Raw genomic sequence first — 15,758 nt, forward strand, 5'->3', positions numbered from 1 at the left:
GCTGAAAGATGTGGATCGGCGCCGTTTGAAGGCACAACTTGCAGCAAGGGCGCATGTCCTTGACGCTCGTCAAGCGGCTGGGCGGCCCTACTTCAGAAATGGCACGTTCGACGCAGTTCAATGACGAGGGAACAACCAGGAAAGGAGACGATCATGCTTGAAAACAGCAACGCAACAGCCAATCTCGCGGTCAGGGACCTTGCCAAGGCAAAGGCTTTCTATGAGGGGACGCTCGGCCTGAAACAGGTGCACGATGAGGGCGGCGAATTGATCGTGTACAAAAGCGGCGACACCACCATCAATGTCTATCGTTCCAAATTCGCGGGGACCAACAAGGCGACTGCGGTGACCTGGATGGTCGGCGACAAAATCGCCGATGTCGTCAACGCCCTCAGGTCAAAGGGTGTCACCTTCGAGCATTACGACATGCCCAGCCTGACGATGGAGGGTGACCTCCATGTCGGCGGCGGCATGAAAGTCGCATGGTTCAAGGATCCGGACGGCAATATCCTCAATCTCGTGGACCGGTAAATCCCGGGATCGGGCAGCGCGGCGCGAGAGTTTTCCTATGCATGCCGTCACCCCAAAACCGAAGTCACTTTTGGGCGACATGCATTGGATGATTGAGCACGGCACCATCTGGCGCGCCGCCGCCGCGCCGGATAGCCTCCGCCAATGATCGACAAGCTGGAATTCTTCATCGCGCTGGCCAGGGAAGAGCATTTCGGCCGGGCCGCGGAAGTGTGTGGCGTCACCCAGCCGACGCTGTCGGCCGGCATCAAGCAACTGGAAGGCCAGCTCGGCGTCATGCTCGTCCTGCGCGGCTCGCGCTTTCAGGGCCTGACGCCGGAGGGCAAGCAGGTGCTGGTATGGGCGCGCCGCATCGTCGGCGACTCCAGGACCATGCGCGAGGAAATGCGGGCGGCGCGCCACGGTCTCTCCGGCCGCATTCGTATTGCCGCCATCCCGACAGCATTGGCCATGGTGGCCAGATTGACGACGCCCTTTCGAGACAAGCACCCGGGTGTCACCTTTTCGGTGCTGTCGCGAACCTCTATCGAAGTGCTTTCGCTGCTCGGCAATTTCGATGTCGATGCCGGCATCACCTATCTCGACAACGAACCGCTGGGACGGGTGACCAGCGTGCCGCTCTATGACGAGCGCTACCAATTGATCACCGCAATCGGCAATCCCTATTCCGACCGCGACAAAGTGACATGGGCCGAGATCAGCCAGCTGCCGCTTTGCCTGTTGACGCCGGACATGCAGAACCGCCGCATCATCGACCAGCACCTGGCCGAAGCCGGCGTGCAGGTGCGGCCGACGCTGGAATCGAATTCGATGATCGTGCTGTTTTCGCACATCCGAACCGGCAAATGGTCATCGATCATGCCGCTCAACCTTGCGGAAACATTCGGTTTTTCCGAACCGATCCGGGCCATTCCGATCGTCGAGCCCGATGCCAGCCACACGGTCGGGCTGGTCGCCGCACCGCGTGAGCCGCACACGCCGCTGGTCCAGGCGCTGCTGGACGAGGCGATGGCGCTGGCAGACGATTTCCGGGCGCACCGCTAGGCTAGACAATGCTAGCTGAAGCCCATCGATAGAGATTTTCTATCGAGCAACGAAACCGCTTTATTGATTTCGCGGGTTTCCTCTGATTTTGTAAAGACTTAGCGCTAAAAGCTATCGACCAGGGAGGGCGCTGCATGACGATGCAGCCTGCAAGTACCGAGATCGCGTCACGCACTGCGGCGATTATCCAGGAGTTGAAGGACCTCGAGGGTCCGTTGCTGCCGATCCTCCACGGCATTCAGGAAGAGTTCGGCCACGTACCGCACGACGCCGTGCCCGTGATTGCCGATGGGCTGAACCTGTCCAGGGCCGAGGTGCACGGCGTCGTCACCTTCTATCACGACTTCCGCGCCCGCCCGGCCGGCCGGCACGTGCTCAAGCTCTGCCAGGCGGAAGCCTGCCAGTCGATGGGTTCGGACGCGGTCGCCGCCAGGATCAAGCAGTTGCTCGGTATCGATTTCCACGAGACCACGCGTGACGGATCGGTTACGCTCGAGCCGGTCTATTGTCTCGGACTGTGCGCCTGTTCGCCGTCGGCGATGCTGGACGGCGAGGTAATCGGACGGCTCGATGACGAAAAGATCGACGAGATCGTAGCAGAGGTGCGCTCATGACCCCCCGCATCTATATTCCCGGCGATTCCGGCGCGCTGGCGCTGGGCGCGGAAAAGGTCGCCAAGGCGATCGCAAACGAACTCGCCGAACGCGGCATCGAGGCCAAGATCGTGCGCAACGGCTCGCGTGGCGCCTATTTCCTCGAACCGATGGTCGAAGTGGCGACAGCCAGTGGCCGTGTCGCCTACGGGCCGGTGAAGCCGTCTGACGTGAAGAGCCTGTTCGACAGCGGCTTCCTCAAGGGCGGGCATCACAAGCGCTGGCTCGGCGCCCCGGACAAGATCCCGTTCCTCGCCAAGCAGACACGGCTGACCTTCGCGCGCTGCGGCATCAACGACCCGCTGTCGCTCGATGCCTACAAATCGCTCGGCGGATTGAAAGGCCTGCAGAATGCAGTGGCCATGGCGCCCGCCGACATCGTCAGCCAAGTGACCGACTCCGGACTGCGGGGGCGTGGCGGCGCCGGCTTCCCGACCGGTATCAAGTGGAAGACGGTGCTCGATACGACATCGGAACGCAAATACATCGTCTGCAACGCCGACGAGGGCGACAGCGCCACCTTCGCCGACCGCATGATCATGGAGGGCGACCCCTTCGTGCTCATCGAAGGCATGGCGATCGCCGGCATCGCCACCGGCGCGACCAAGGGCTTTGTCTACATCCGCTCGGAATATCCGCACGCGGTGGCAACAATGAACAAGGCCGTCGAGATTGCCCGCAAGCACGGCGTGCTCGGCGTCAATGTGCTGGGTTCGCCCAATGCCTTCGACATGGAAATCCGCGTCGGCGCCGGCGCCTATGTCTGCGGCGAGGAAACCTCGTTGCTCAACAGCCTGGAGGGCAAGCGCGGCGTGGTGCGTGCCAAGCCGCCGCTGCCCGCGATCCAAGGCTTGTTCGGCAAGCCGACGGTGATCAACAACGTCATCTCGCTGGCTTCCGTACCTATCATCATGGACAAGGGCGCCGCCTTCTACAAGGATTTCGGCATGGGCCGCTCGCGCGGCACGATCCCGATCCAGATCGCCGGCAACGTCAAGCAAGGCGGCCTGTTCGAAACCGCTTTCGGCCTTACGCTGGGCGAGATCGTCGACCATATCGGCGGCGGCACGTCCACCGGACGTCCGGTCAAGGCGGTGCAGGTTGGCGGCCCGCTCGGCGCCTACTTCCCGCGCGCGCTGTTCGACACGCCGTTCGACTACGAAGAATTCGCCAAGCGCGATGGACTGATCGGCCACGCCGGTATCACGATTTTCGACGATACCGCCGACATGCTGAAGCAGGCACGCTTCGCCATGGAATTCTGCGCCATCGAAAGCTGCGGCAAGTGCACGCCTTGCCGCATCGGCTCGACGCGAGGCGTGGAAACCATCGACAGGCTCGCCGCCGGCATCGAGCCGGAGAAGAACCTCGCTCTGGTCACAGACCTCTGCAACACGATGAAGTTCGGTTCGCTCTGCGCGCTGGGCGGCTTCACGCCCTACCCGGTGATGAGCTCGATCACGCATTTCCCCGAGGATTTCAAGCCCGCGCCGGCGCGCGTGGCTGCTGAATAGGAGCTGGCAGATGAACATCAAGGCCGACTTCCCGACGCTCATCGAAGAACTCGATTACGGAACGCCGCAATCGAAGGCTGAGAAACAGGTCACGCTGACCGTCGATGGCCGCAGCATCAGCGTGCCGGAAGGCACGTCGATCATGCGCGCGGCGATGGAAGGCGGGGTCGAAATCCCGAAACTCTGCGCCACCGACATGCTGGACTCCTTCGGTTCCTGCCGCGTCTGCCTCGTCGAGATCGAAGGACGCGGCGGCACACCGGCCTCCTGCACGACGCCGGTCGGCGAAGGCATGGTGGTGCGTACGCAGTCGGACAGGCTCGACGCCATCCGCCGCGGCGTCATGGAACTCTATGTCTCCGACCATCCTACCGGCTGGAACGAGAAGGCCGGAACCGGCGCCAGCGAGTTCGATGTGGTGGCGAAGTCCGTCGGCCTGACCGAAAACCGCTACGGCGTCGAGGGCCGCAACCACGTCAAGGAAGAAAATGGCGTCGCGCCGGGCCATGGCTCGCTGGCGGTCGACTACATCGCCCGCGACGAGAGCAACCCTTATTTCACCTATGATCCGGCGCAATGCATCGTCTGCTCGCGCTGCGTGCGCGCCTGCGAAGAGGTGCAAGGCACTTTCGCGCTGACCATCGAGGGTCGCGGCTTCGAATCGCGCATGGTCGCCGGCATGCACGAGGACTTCATCGCTTCCGAATGCGTGTCCTGCGGCGCCTGCGTGCAGGCCTGCCCGACCGATGCGCTGCGCGAGAAGACCGTGCTCGAAAAGGGCCTGCCGGAGCGCTCCGCCGTCACCACCTGCGCCTATTGCGGCGTCGGCTGCTCGTTCAAGGCCGAAGTGAAGGGCGACGAAGTCATCCGCATGATGCCCTACAAGGAAGGCATGGCAAACCACGGCCATTCCTGCGTCAAGGGCCGCTTCGCCTATGGCTACGCCACGCACAAGGACCGCATCCTGTCGCCGATGATCCGCGAAAAGGTCAGCGATCCCTGGCGCGAAGTGAGCTGGGAAGAGGCGATCGCCCATACGGCCAAGGAATTCCGCCGCATCCAGTACCAGTACGGCCGCACCGCGATCGGCGGCATCACCTCCTCGCGCTGCACGAATGAGGAGACCTATCTCGTCCAGAAACTGGTGCGGCAAGGCTTCCGCAACAACAATGTCGACACCTGCGCGCGCGTCTGCCATTCGCCGACCGGTTACGGCCTCGGCCAGACCTACGGCACCTCGGCCGGCACGCAGGACTTCGATTCGGTCGAATTCACCGACGTCGCCGTCATCATCGGCGCCAATCCGGCGTCCGCGCACCCGGTGTTCGCCTCGCGGCTGAAGAAGCGGCTGCGCCAGGGCGCCAAGTTGATCGTGCTCGATCCGCGCCGCACCGAGATGGTCAAGTCGGCGCATGTCGAAGCCGACTACCATTTGCCGCTGAAGCCCGGCACCAATGTCGCCGTGCTGACGTCGCTGGCGCATGTCATCGTCACCGAAGGCCTGTTCGACGAAGCCTTCATCCGCGAGCGCTGCGACTGGGCGGAATTCCAGGACTGGGCATCCTTCGTCGCCCTGCCGGAAAACAGCCCCGAAACCGTGGGTAAGCTGTCCGGCGTCGATCCCGAGCTGATCCGCGGTGCCGCGCGCCTCTACGCCAAGGGCGGCAATGGCGCGATCTATTACGGCCTCGGCGTCACCGAGCACAGCCAGGGCTCGACCACGGTGATGGCGATCGCCAACCTTGCAATGGCCACCGGCAATATCGGCCGGCCCGGCGTCGGCGTGAACCCGCTGCGCGGCCAGAACAACGTGCAGGGCTCGTGCGACATGGGCTCGTTCCCACATGAGCTGCCGGGCTACCGGCACATTTCGGGCGACGCGGTGCGCGACATCTATGAGAGCCTGTGGGGCGTGAAGCTGGACGACGAACCCGGCCTGCGCATCCCCAACATGCTGGATGCCGCCGTCGACGGCTCCTTCAAGGGCATTTACATCCAGGGCGAGGACATTTTGCAGTCCGATCCCGACACCAAGCATGTCGCCGCCGGCCTTGCCGCCATGGAATGCGTGGTCGTGCACGACCTCTTCCTCAACGAGACGGCGAACTACGCGCACGTCTTCCTGCCCGGCTCGACCTTCCTCGAGAAGGACGGCACCTTCACCAATGCCGAGCGCCGCATCAACATGGTGCGCAAGGTGCTGGAGCCGAAGGCGCGCTACGCCGATTGGGAGGCGACGCAGGAGCTCGCCCGCGCCATCGGTCTCGACTGGAACTATACGCATCCGGCCGAAATCATGGACGAGATCGCCAAGACGACGCCAAGCTTCGCCAATGTCTCCTTCGACCTGCTCGACCGCGTCGGCTCCGTGCAATGGCCCTGCAATGACAAGGCGCCGCTCGGCACGCCGATCATGCATGTCGACGGCTTCGTGCGCGGCAAGGGCAAGTTCATCCGGACCGAATATGTGGCGACGGACGAAAGAACCGGACCGCGCTTCCCGCTGCTGCTGACCACCGGCCGTATCCTCAGCCAGTACAATGTCGGCGCGCAGACACGGCGCACCGAAAACGTGAAGTGGCACTCCGAGGATCGGCTGGAAATCCATCCGCACGACGCAGAAAATCGTGGCCTGCGCGATGGCGACTGGGTGCGGCTGACCAGCCGTTCGGGCGAGACGACGCTGCGCGCGCTGATCACTGACCGGGTGTCGCCGGGCGTGGTCTACACCACCTTCCACCATCCCGACACACAGGCCAACGTCATCACCACCGACTTTTCCGACTGGGCGACCAACTGCCCGGAGTACAAGGTGACGGCGGTGCAGGTCGGCGCCTCCAACGGCCCGTCCGAATGGCAGCGCGACTATGACGAACAGGCCAAGCAGAGCCGCCGTATCGCTCCGCTGCAGGCGGCGGAGTAGTCTTGGCCGCGCGCCGCAAAGCGACAACGCAAATTTCGCGGCTGGCGCATCGCGCCAGCGGCACGGCCGCGGCCAACCGCATGGTGCCTGAAGAAACGCCGGTAGCGTTCTCCTTTGCCGGCACCACGCATGCGGTGATGATGGCGAGCCCAGCCGATTTCGAGGATTTCGCGCTCGGCTTTTCGCTGACCGAAGGCATCATCGCCGAGCCAGAAGAGATCGAAGCCATCGAAGTGGAAGATCACGGCGCCGGCATCGACATCCAGATCCGGTTGAAGGACCAGGCCAATACGCGTTTCGAGGCGCGGCGGCGGCGGCTTGCCGGACCGGTCGGCTGCGGGCTCTGCGGCATCGAATCCATCGAGGAAGCAATGCGCTCGGTCGATGCGGTCGGTGCGTCGAAACTTACGCTTGAGGCCGAAGACATCACCCGTTCGGTCAAGCTGTTGTCGAAGGTGCAGCCACTGCATACCGAGACGGGGGCCGTGCACGCCGCCGGTTTCTACGTGCCCGGCAAGGGCGTCGTCATGGCGCGCGAGGATGTCGGTCGCCACAATGCGCTGGACAAGCTGGCGGGCGCGCTGGCCAAGGCCAATATCGATGGCGCATCGGGCGCTGTCGTGGTGACCAGCCGTGTTTCGGTCGAGATGGTGCAGAAGACGGCGGCGATCGGTTCTGCCTTCATCATCGCCGTTTCCGCGCCCACCGCACTTGCCATCCGCACGGCGCAGGAAGCCGGCATGACGCTGGTGGCGTTGGTGCGCGGCGACGATTTCGATGTTTTTACCCACCCTGACCAGGTGATCTCCGGAGTTGCCCAGCATGTCGCATGACGAAGACCACATCATGAGCACCAGAGAAAAGCTGGTGCGCATGGCCAACCAAATCGCCGCCTTTTTCCACTCCAGGCCACGCGAGGAAGGCATTGCCGGCGTCGCCGAGCACATCAACAAGTTCTGGGAGCCGAGGATGCGGCGCCAGTTCTTCGAGATGCTGGACAGCGGCGGTGAGGGGTTCGACGAACTGGTTGTGGTCGCCTCGGCCAGGATCAAGCGGCCGATCACCCCGGCAGAGGCCGATCTCAAGCTCGGCCTCAAGGCCTTCCCGGCCGACGTCGCAGCCTCGCAAAAATAGCCGCCGGGCCGCGCCGTTTATATTCCGCGTCGCTAAAGTTTAGGCTGCCGCACCCGGCGCGGCTCTGCTATGGTTGGCGATCAGAAATCGTCAGGCCGGGCGGACAACCTCGTGAGGCCGATCGAGACCCGTTACGCCCTTAGCGGCGAGGTGCGGATCGCCTACCAGGTGGTCGGGCAGGGGTCGTTTGACCTCGTCTTCGTCCCCGGCTTCATTTCCAATCTCGACCTGCATTGGGAAGACGAGGTTATACCAGACTCTTGCGGCGGCTTTCGGCCTTCTCACGGCTGATCCTGTTCGACAAGCGCGGTACGGGTCTCTCGGACCGCGTCGATGTCCATCACCTGCCCAGCCTCGAGACCCGCATGGATGATGTGCGCGCGGTGATGGACGCAGTCGGCAGCGGCCGTGCCGCACTGCTCGGCGCTTCCGAGGGAGCGCCGCTGGCGATGCTGTTCGCCGCCACCTATCCGGAGCGGACGCGGGCCCTGGCGCTCTATGGCGGCTATGCGCATTTCCACAAATGGGTGATGCCGCCGGAACGCCTCAACGCCTTCATCGTTACGGCCGAGACTGCCTGGGGCACCGGTGCCACCTTGCCGAATTTCGCGCCGGGCCGGGTCGACGACGCGCATTTTACCCAGTGGTGGGCCCGTTTCGAGCGGCTGTCGGCGAGCCCGACGGCAGCGGCGGCGCTCGCGCGAATGAATGCGGAAATCGATATACGTGGAGTGTTGGCGGCGATCAGGGCGCCGACGCTGCTGATCCATCGCCGCAACGATGCGCGGGTCGATCCAGACGCCAGCCGCTTCCTGGCCAGGAAAATCCCGAATGCGCGGCTGGTCGAGATTCCAGGGCGCGACCATCCGATCTGGACCGGCGATGTCGACCGGGTGGCCGACCTGATCGAAGAATTCCTGACCGGCGAGCGCGCCGTGGCAGGAGCCGAGCGCGTCCTGGCCGCCCTTCTGGTGACACGCATCTACGACACTGCACGGCTGGGCGACAGGATGTGGAGCGAACGCAGCGAGCATTTCCACGAAACATGGCGGACACTTGTGGCGCGCCATGGCGGGCGCTGCGCGGACATGCACGGCGAAATGATGATTTCGCGCTTCGACGGCCCGGGGCGTGCCTTACGCTGCGCGGCGGCGCTACGCGACGCGGCGCAGCAAATCGGGGTGGCAAGCGCGCAAGGGGCGCATGTCGGCGAGATCGAATCGCGTGGGGCCCCAGCAGGATTGACGGGCCGCGTGACGATACAACTCGCTGCTCACGCAGGGCGCGGCGAGATATTGGCGTCGAGGCTGGTCGCCGATCTGGCAGTCGGCTCGGGACTTCATTTCGTCGATCGCGGGCGTGTCGACATCGACGAGTTGGAGGAGCCGCTGGCGCTCGTACTTGCGATGTCCGAACAGCACCTGGAGCCGGCGTGCCGGCCGAAGACCAGGGCGACCGAGCCGGCTTGCCTGACCACACGCGAGAGCGAAGTCGTGAATTTGATCGCCGATGGCAAGAGCAATGCGGCGATCGCCGCTGAACTCAGGCTGAGCGAGCACACGGTCAAGCGCCACGTCGCCAACATACTGCTCAAGCTCGACCTGCCATCGCGAGCGGCGGCAGCGGCATTTTCAATCAGGCACGCTGGCCCGGACGGGCCATGAGAGCCATGGCGCTTTCGGGCGAAGCGGCCATACCGATGTAAGCGCTATCAATCTCCCCCATGCAGGCCACGCGGATATCACCCGGAAGGCGCTGCGAACGGAGGATGAAATGCCCAAGTCAAAGCTGAATCTCAGATTACTTGTGATCGCGGCAGGCATTGGCGCGCTGTCAACGCTCTCTCCCGCAAAAGCCGAGGATGCATCGGCGACCGCCGCCTACAAGGACATCCAGGCGACGCTCGGCTCGGTGCCGGATATGTTCAAGACACTGCCCGACGTCGCCATCGCCGGCGCCTGGGCCGAGATCAAAGGCGTCCAGCTCAACCCCAAGACCGCGCTCGACGGCAAGACCAAGGAGTTGATGGGGCTCGCGGTCGCGTCGCAGATCCCGTGCCAGTATTGCATTTATTTCCACACCGAAGCCGCCAAGCTCAACGGCGCCAGCGACGAGGAGATCAAGGAGACGATCGCGATGGCGGCAATCGTTCGTCATTGGTCGACAATCCTCAACGGCAGCCAGGTCGATCTCGCGACCTTCAAGAAGCAGACCGACGACGTGTTCGCGGCCGTGAAGGCCAAGTCGCAGTGAAGCCCCCGGCCCGGCGATGAGCGCCGGGTCGCACCTCAAAGCATCAACCGCCCGATCGTGTAGATGGGCATATGGAGGATGAAATGCTGACCAAGACCCAAACGGTGGACGGCGCGGCGATAAAAAAGGCGATCGAAGGCCGTGACGGAAAGATGCTGTCGAGCTTCTATGCCGACGATGCGCTGGTGCGGGTGATCGACCGCAACAACCCGCCGAGCAAGCCACGCGAAATCCGTGGGCGCGCGGCGATCACGACGTTCTGGGACGATATCTGCAGCCGGGCGATGACCCACAAGGTCGACACCACCATCGCCAACGGCGACAGCCTCGCCTTCACCCAGGCCTGCGCCTATCCGGACGGCACGAAAGTGTTCGCCGCGGCAATGCTGGAGCTGAAGAACGGGCAGATCGCACGGCAGACCGTCGTGCAGGCCTGGGACGAGTAGATCAACCGCGGGCTCAACCGCAATCTCGGAGGAGAACCAACATGTTCAGCGCCAGATGGCAGATCGACGCCAGGTTCGGACACAAGCAGACCGTGCTCGAACTGCTCAGAAAATGGGAACTCGAGATCGGTTCGCAGGTCGGCCTCGCCGACCTCCAGTTCCAGATCATGACCGGCTCGATCGGCGCGCGGGAGGCGACGGTCGAATCCCACCACCAGGTCGAGAGCCTGGCCCAGCTGGAGGCGTTTTTCGCCAAGATCGGCAAGATCGACGCACACGTCAAATGGGGCAAGGAGATGGAGCCCTATGTCGTGTCGGGCACCAGCTTGTGGAACATCTATCGCATCGTGGAGTAGCAAACGCGGCCGCAGCTCTCCCCTTGCGGGAGAGGTCGGATTGCCCGGATTTGTCCTTCACAAATCGGTTGGCAATCCGGGTGAGGGGTAAGTTGGCGCCAAGCTGGAACACCCCTCATCCGTCTTGCCGCTTCGCGACAAGCCACCTTCTCCACAAGGGGAGAAGGGAAAGTGGCGACCGCCCGGCCCTTCGCTATGGCTCCGGGCGTTCGTCGCTCGAAAAGCCCCTTTAGGGGCTTTTCGTCCGCAGCGCGGACCGCTCCTCACCCATGCGCAACCATCACATGGCGCACGGCGGTATAGTCCTCCAGCGCATAGAGCGACATGTCCTTGCCGTAGCCGGACTGTTTCAGGCCGCCATGCGGCATCTCGTTGGTCAGCATGAAGTGGGTGTTGATCCAGGTGCAGCCATATTGCAGGCGCGCCGCTGTCGCCATGGCGCGCGAGACGTCCTTCGTCCACACCGACGAGGCCAGGCCGTAGTCGCTGTCGTTGGCCCAGTTCACCGCCTCGTCGACATCCGTGAAACGAGTGACCGAGACGACCGGGCCGAACACTTCGCGGCGCACGATCTCGTCTTCCTGCAGCGCGCCGGCGACGACTGTCGGCTGGTAGTAGAAGCCGGTGCCCTCGCCCGGCTTGCCGCCGGTGGTGATCTCGATGTGTTTCAGTTCCGAAGCGCGCTCGACGAAGCTCGATACGCGGTCGCGCTGGCGGCGCGAGATCAGCGGCCCGATCTCGTTCTCGGTGTCGTCCGGCTGGTTGTATTTGATGGTCGAGACGGCGGAAGAAAGATCGGCGACAAGCTTGTCGTAGATTTTCTTGCCGGCATAGATGCGGCAGGCCGCTGTGCAGTCCTGGCCGGCATTGTAGTAGCCGAAGGCGCGCAGGCCGTTGACGACGGCGCCGAGGTCGGCGTCGTCGAAGACGATGACCGGCGCTTTGCCGCCGAGTTCCAGATGCGTGCGCTTGACCGATTTGGCGGCGGCCTGCAGTACCTTCTTGCCGGTGGCGACGTCGCCGGTGATCGAGATCATATTGACCTTGGGGTGATTGATCAGCGTGTTGCCGACGCTGTCGCCCCGGCCGAGCACGACATTGACGACGCCCTCGGGAAGCACGTCGGCCAGAATCCTGGCCAGCTTCAACGTCGTCAGCGGTGTCTGTTCCGACGGCTTGAAGACCACGGTGTTGCCGCCGGCAATCGCCGGCGCCAGCTTCCAGGCCATCATCATCAGCGGATAGTTCCACGGCGCGATCGAAGCGACGATGCCGATCGCGTCGCGCCGCACCATCGAGGTATGGCCCGGCAGATATTCGCCCGCGACGACGCCGGGCATGGATCGCACCGCGCCGGCGAAGAAGCGGTAGCAGTCGACGATGGCCGGGATTTCGTCATTGAGCACGGCGTTGATCGGCTTGCCGCAGTTCAGCGCTTCGAGCGTGGCGAACTCCCTGGCCTCGGCTTCGATGCGGTCGGCGATCTTGAGCAGGTAGCCGGAGCGTTGCGCCGGCGTGGTGCGCGACCACGAGACGAACGCTTGTTCGGCGGCCGCCACGGCGGCCTCGATCTGTGCCTGGCTGGCTTCCGGCAGGTTGAGAATGGTCGCCCCGGTCTTCGGATTGAGGATCGGCTCGTCGGTCTCGGTGCCCTTTTCGAATTTCGAGCCGATCAGCATCTGGGTGTCCATCAGATTTCTCCCTTGGAAGGAGCGAATGAGGAGCAGCGAATAGCGAGCAGGGTTTGGCTGTCGATTTTTGCTACTCGCTACTCCCTATTCGCTTTTTTTCATTTCCCGCTTCCGGCGATCTGGTCGCCGTCGCGGGTCAGGTAGTAGGCAAAAAGGATCGGCAGCAGCGTCACCAGCACGACGACCATGGCCACGACATTGGTGACCGGTCGCTGGCGCGGGCGGATCAGTTCCTCCAGCATCCAGATCGGCACGGTCTGCTGCTGGCCGGCGGTGAAGGTGGTGACGATGACCTCATCGAAGGACAGCGCGAAGGCCAGCATGCCGCCGGCAAGCAGTGCCGTGGCGATGTTGGGCAGCACGACATGCCTGAAGGTCTGGAAGCCGTCGGCGCCGAGATCCATCGAAGCTTCGATCATCGAACCCGAGGTGCGGCGGAACCGGGCGACCGCATTGTTGTAGACCACGACCACGCAGAAAGTGGCGTGGCCGAGCACGATCGTCCAGAACGAGAACGGAATGTCGGCCAGCGCAAAGGCCGAGCGCAGCGCGATGCCGGTGATGATGCCGGGCAGCGCGATCGGGAGGATGACCAGCAGCGAGATGGTTTCGCGGCCGAAGAATTTCGTTCGCGACACGGCGGCGGCGCACAGCGTGCCGAGCACCAGCGCAATCGTGGTCGAGATGGCGGCGACGCGGACCGACAGTGACAGCGCTTCCCAGACATCGGGTCGGTTCCAGGTGACGGCGAACCATTGCGTGGTCAAGCCCGGCGGCGGCCAGACGAAGCTCTTCTCCTCGGTGGTGAAGGCATAGACGAAGATCAGGAGGATCGGCAGATGCAGGAAGAGCAGGCCGCAGGCGGCCGCGATCTTCAGGCCAAGGGGAGCCGACTGGCCGCGGTCAGAGCGCATCGAAGGCCCCCATGCGCTTGGCGCCCCAGAGGTAGAAACCCATGATGACGATGGGCACCACGGTGAAGGCGGCGGCGAGCGGGATGTTGCCGGCGGTACCTTGCTGCGAATAGACGGCCTGGCCGATGAACAGGCGCGAGGTGCCGATGATCTGCGGGATGATGTAGTCGCCCAGCGTCAGTGAGAAGGTGAAGATCGAGCCGGCGACGATGCCGGGCAGCGCCAGCGGGAACAGCACGTTGCGGAAGGTCTGGCCGGGCGAGGCGCCGAGATCGGACGAGGCCTCGACCAGATTGCCGGGCACGCGCTCGAGGGCCGCCTGCACCGGCAGGATCATGAAGGGCAGCCAGACATAGACGAAGACGATGAAGGTGCCGGTAAAGGACACCGACAGCGAATTGCCGCCGACCACGGGCAGCGAGAGCCAGCTATCGAGCAGCCACAGCAGGTGCAGCTTGGCGAGCAGCCAGGTCAAAATGCCTTCCTTGGCCAGGATCAGCTTCCAGGCATAAATCTTGACCAGATAGCTCGACCACAGCGGCAGCATGACGCCGAGATAGAACAGCGCTTTCCAGCGGCCGCGCGCGTAACGCGCGGCATAGTAGGCTATGGGGAAGGCGACGATAGCCGAGGCCAGTGTGACCAGTGCCGCCATCGTCACCGTGCGCAGGATGATGTCGAGATTGGCGGCCTGCAACAGGTCGCCATAGGTCTTCAGCGTGAACTGCCGGTTGATGAGGCCGGAGAACTCGTCGATGGAGAAGAAGCTCTGCGCCAACAGCGCGAACAGCGAGCCGATATAGACGATGCCGAGCCACAGAACCGGCGGCAGCAGCATGAGCAGCAGCAGGAGCTGCGGTCGGCGCCAGAACAGGTCCGACAGCGCGCCGCGCAGGCCGCCGCTGCCGGGCAGGATGGCTGGGGCGGGATTGGCGTTGAGGGCGGCGATGGTCATGGGACCACCCTGTGGCAGTGGGGCTTATAGGAGAGGCAGCGATCCTTCACGCCCCCCTCTGTCCTGCCGGACATCTCCCCCACGAGGGGGGAGATTGGCAGCTTCAGCGCCTCGCTCATTCCCGCAACGTTGCTGATTGGCGAAAGCAGTCGCGACATCCAATCTCCCCCCTCGTGGGGGAGATGGCCGGCAGGCCAGAGGGGGGCGCCGTAGAGCGCCACGCTGGAGACTCTAATCGCGCAAACCTTCATCATGCCGGCTCGTCCATCAGATGCAGATGCTCGCGATTGAAGGTGAGCACAACAGCCTCGCCTTCCCTAGGCAGCACTGTCCCCGCCGGCACCACGGCGTGCAGCTTCAACCCGTCGGCATCGAGCGCCAGCCTGGTGGTGGCGCCGAGATAGTTGGTCGAGACGAGACGCGCGGCCACGCCCTCGCCGCTCGCGGCGCGGCCGACGCGAATGGATTCGGGCCTGAGACTCCCCCAGCGGTGCTGGCCGGAATAACGCTGGACGAAGTCCGGCGGCAGCACGTTGGACGAGCCGACGAAATCGGCGACGAAGCGCGTGCTTGGGCGCTGATAGATGTCTTCCGGCGTGCCGATCTGCATAATCCTGCCGTCATTGAAGACGGCGACGCGGTCGGCCATCGACAGTGCCTCGCCCTGGTCGTGGGTGACGAAGACGAAGGTGATGCCGAGCGCCTTCTGCAGTGATTTCAGCTCCTCCTGCATGTTTTCGCGCAGTTTGAGGTCGAGCGCGCCGAGCGGCTCGTCGAGCAGCAGCACCTTGGGCTGGTTGACCAGCGCACGCGCCAGCGCGACACGCTGGCGCTGGCCGCCGGAGAGCTGGCCGGGCCGGCGCGCGCCGTAGCCGGGCAGCCGCACCAGTGACAAGGCTTCTTCCGCCGCCTTGTGCCGCTCGGCCTTGCCGACGCGCTTGACCATCAGTCCGTAGGCGACGTTGTCGAGCACATTGAGGTGCGGGAACAGCGCATAGTCCTGGAACACTGTGTTGACGTTGCGGCGATAGGGCGGCACGCCCTCGGCGCGCTCGCCGAAGATCGAGATGGAACCCGCCGTCGGCTGCTCGAAGCCGGCGATGAGACGCAGGCACGTCGTCTTGCCCGAACCCGATGGCCCCAGCATGGCGAAGAATTCGCCGGGCGCAATGTCGAGGTCGACCGCGTCGACAGCGCGAACACTGCCGAAATGGCGCGAGACTTTTTGAAAGGAAACGGCTGGGGTCATTGGGTGTCCTGATCTGTCAGGCTCGTCAAAAATTTCGGGGCGTTGGCGCTGCCCCTCATCCGCCTGCCGGCACCTTCTCCCCGTAATAGGGACGG

At 63.9% G+C, this 15,758-nt stretch carries 16 protein-coding genes; 12 read left to right on the forward strand and 4 right to left on the reverse strand.

What is annotated here, in order from left to right; genetic code table 11:
- The first annotated feature begins 153 nt into the window (after positions 1-153).
- From EN804_RS21020 to EN804_RS21070, 12 genes are all read left to right on the forward strand, one after another.
- Complete coding sequence (locus tag EN804_RS21020) at positions 154-531, forward strand: VOC family protein (protein ID WP_135921148.1); 378 nt, start codon at positions 154-156, stop codon at positions 529-531.
- A gap of 144 nt (positions 532-675) precedes the next feature.
- Positions 676-1,575 (forward strand): LysR family transcriptional regulator, encoded by a 900-nt coding sequence (locus EN804_RS21025; protein ID WP_127276421.1) that lies wholly within the window; start codon positions 676-678, stop codon positions 1,573-1,575.
- Positions 1,576-1,709: 134 nt separating this feature from the next.
- Positions 1,710-2,189 carry a formate dehydrogenase subunit gamma gene (locus EN804_RS21030; protein ID WP_127276423.1) on the forward strand — a complete coding sequence of 160 codons (480 nt, stop codon included), beginning with the start codon at positions 1,710-1,712 and terminating at the stop codon, positions 2,187-2,189.
- Positions 2,186-3,742 (forward strand): NADH-quinone oxidoreductase subunit NuoF, encoded by a 1,557-nt coding sequence (locus EN804_RS21035; protein ID WP_135921150.1) that lies wholly within the window; start codon positions 2,186-2,188, stop codon positions 3,740-3,742. Before EN804_RS21030 ends, EN804_RS21035 begins: the two co-directional genes overlap by 4 nt.
- Before the next feature lie 10 nt (positions 3,743-3,752).
- Positions 3,753-6,665, forward strand: coding sequence for a formate dehydrogenase subunit alpha (fdhF, locus tag EN804_RS21040; protein WP_135921152.1), 2,913 nt, complete (start codon positions 3,753-3,755; stop codon positions 6,663-6,665).
- A gap of 2 nt (positions 6,666-6,667) precedes the next feature.
- A complete protein-coding gene (fdhD, locus tag EN804_RS21045; protein ID WP_135921154.1) occupies positions 6,668-7,498 on the forward strand; it encodes a formate dehydrogenase accessory sulfurtransferase FdhD in 831 nt (276 codons plus the stop codon).
- Entirely contained in the window at positions 7,488-7,799 is a 312-nt protein-coding gene (locus EN804_RS21050; protein WP_135882945.1) for a formate dehydrogenase subunit delta, read from the forward strand. Before fdhD ends, EN804_RS21050 begins: the two co-directional genes overlap by 11 nt.
- A gap of 111 nt (positions 7,800-7,910) precedes the next feature.
- Positions 7,911-8,090: a hypothetical protein gene (locus EN804_RS38070; protein ID WP_246693458.1), complete on the forward strand. Its 180-nt coding sequence runs from the start codon at positions 7,911-7,913 to the stop codon at positions 8,088-8,090.
- Positions 8,060-9,463, forward strand: coding sequence for an alpha/beta fold hydrolase (locus EN804_RS21055; protein ID WP_245525112.1), 1,404 nt, complete (start codon positions 8,060-8,062; stop codon positions 9,461-9,463). The genes EN804_RS38070 and EN804_RS21055 overlap by 31 nt, the downstream gene beginning before the upstream one ends.
- Before the next feature lie 109 nt (positions 9,464-9,572).
- Positions 9,573-10,052 (forward strand): carboxymuconolactone decarboxylase family protein, encoded by a 480-nt coding sequence (locus tag EN804_RS21060; RefSeq protein ID WP_135862227.1) that lies wholly within the window; start codon positions 9,573-9,575, stop codon positions 10,050-10,052.
- An 83-nt stretch (positions 10,053-10,135) separates the two neighbouring features.
- The gene (locus EN804_RS21065) at positions 10,136-10,498 is read left to right on the forward strand and encodes a nuclear transport factor 2 family protein (RefSeq protein ID WP_135862229.1); all 363 of its coding nucleotides are present in this window, start codon (positions 10,136-10,138) and stop codon (positions 10,496-10,498) included.
- Between the two features lie 41 nt (positions 10,499-10,539).
- Complete coding sequence (locus EN804_RS21070; RefSeq protein WP_135916812.1) at positions 10,540-10,854, forward strand: hypothetical protein; 315 nt, start codon at positions 10,540-10,542, stop codon at positions 10,852-10,854.
- 263 nt (positions 10,855-11,117) lie between these two features.
- On the opposite strand, the gene EN804_RS21075 is transcribed toward EN804_RS21070, so the two are convergent.
- From EN804_RS21075 to EN804_RS21095, 4 genes are all read right to left on the reverse strand, one after another.
- A complete protein-coding gene (locus tag EN804_RS21075; protein WP_135921156.1) occupies positions 11,118-12,545 on the reverse strand; it encodes a gamma-aminobutyraldehyde dehydrogenase in 1,428 nt (475 codons plus the stop codon).
- Positions 12,546-12,643: 98 nt separating this feature from the next.
- Positions 12,644-13,459 carry an ABC transporter permease gene (locus EN804_RS21080; RefSeq protein WP_135921158.1) on the reverse strand — a complete coding sequence of 272 codons (816 nt, stop codon included), beginning with the start codon at positions 13,457-13,459 and terminating at the stop codon, positions 12,644-12,646.
- Entirely contained in the window at positions 13,449-14,414 is a 966-nt protein-coding gene (locus tag EN804_RS21085; RefSeq protein ID WP_127279627.1) for an ABC transporter permease, read from the reverse strand. The genes EN804_RS21080 and EN804_RS21085 overlap by 11 nt, the downstream gene beginning before the upstream one ends.
- Positions 14,415-14,664: 250 nt before the next feature.
- The gene (locus EN804_RS21095) at positions 14,665-15,663 is read right to left on the reverse strand and encodes an ABC transporter ATP-binding protein (RefSeq protein ID WP_127873568.1); all 999 of its coding nucleotides are present in this window, start codon (positions 15,661-15,663) and stop codon (positions 14,665-14,667) included.
- Positions 15,664-15,758 lie beyond the last annotated feature (95 nt).

It is taken from the genome of Mesorhizobium sp. M8A.F.Ca.ET.161.01.1.1 (assembly GCF_004792105.1).
GTDB lineage: Bacteria > Pseudomonadota > Alphaproteobacteria > Rhizobiales > Rhizobiaceae > Mesorhizobium.

What these genes read in the sequence shown, in the direction of transcription:
- EN804_RS21020 (WP_135921148.1), top strand. Translation starts at nt 154, where the DNA reads ATGCTTGAAAACAGCAACGCAACAGCCAATCTCGCGGTCAGGGACCTT.
- EN804_RS21025 (WP_127276421.1), top strand. Translation starts at nt 676, where the DNA reads ATGATCGACAAGCTGGAATTCTTCATCGCGCTGGCCAGGGAAGAGCAT.
- EN804_RS21030 (WP_127276423.1), top strand. Translation starts at nt 1,710, where the DNA reads ATGACGATGCAGCCTGCAAGTACCGAGATCGCGTCACGCACTGCGGCG.
- EN804_RS21035 (WP_135921150.1), top strand. Translation starts at nt 2,186, where the DNA reads ATGACCCCCCGCATCTATATTCCCGGCGATTCCGGCGCGCTGGCGCTG.
- fdhF (WP_135921152.1), top strand. Translation starts at nt 3,753, where the DNA reads ATGAACATCAAGGCCGACTTCCCGACGCTCATCGAAGAACTCGATTAC.
- EN804_RS21050 (WP_135882945.1), top strand. Translation starts at nt 7,488, where the DNA reads ATGTCGCATGACGAAGACCACATCATGAGCACCAGAGAAAAGCTGGTG.
- EN804_RS21060 (WP_135862227.1), top strand. Translation starts at nt 9,573, where the DNA reads ATGCCCAAGTCAAAGCTGAATCTCAGATTACTTGTGATCGCGGCAGGC.
- EN804_RS21065 (WP_135862229.1), top strand. Translation starts at nt 10,136, where the DNA reads ATGCTGACCAAGACCCAAACGGTGGACGGCGCGGCGATAAAAAAGGCG.
- EN804_RS21070 (WP_135916812.1), top strand. Translation starts at nt 10,540, where the DNA reads ATGTTCAGCGCCAGATGGCAGATCGACGCCAGGTTCGGACACAAGCAG.
- EN804_RS21075 (WP_135921156.1), bottom strand. Translation starts at nt 12,545, where the DNA reads ATGGACACCCAGATGCTGATCGGCTCGAAATTCGAAAAGGGCACCGAG.
- EN804_RS21080 (WP_135921158.1), bottom strand. Translation starts at nt 13,459, where the DNA reads ATGCGCTCTGACCGCGGCCAGTCGGCTCCCCTTGGCCTGAAGATCGCG.
- EN804_RS21085 (WP_127279627.1), bottom strand. Translation starts at nt 14,414, where the DNA reads ATGACCATCGCCGCCCTCAACGCCAATCCCGCCCCAGCCATCCTGCCC.
- EN804_RS21095 (WP_127873568.1), bottom strand. Translation starts at nt 15,663, where the DNA reads ATGACCCCAGCCGTTTCCTTTCAAAAAGTCTCGCGCCATTTCGGCAGT.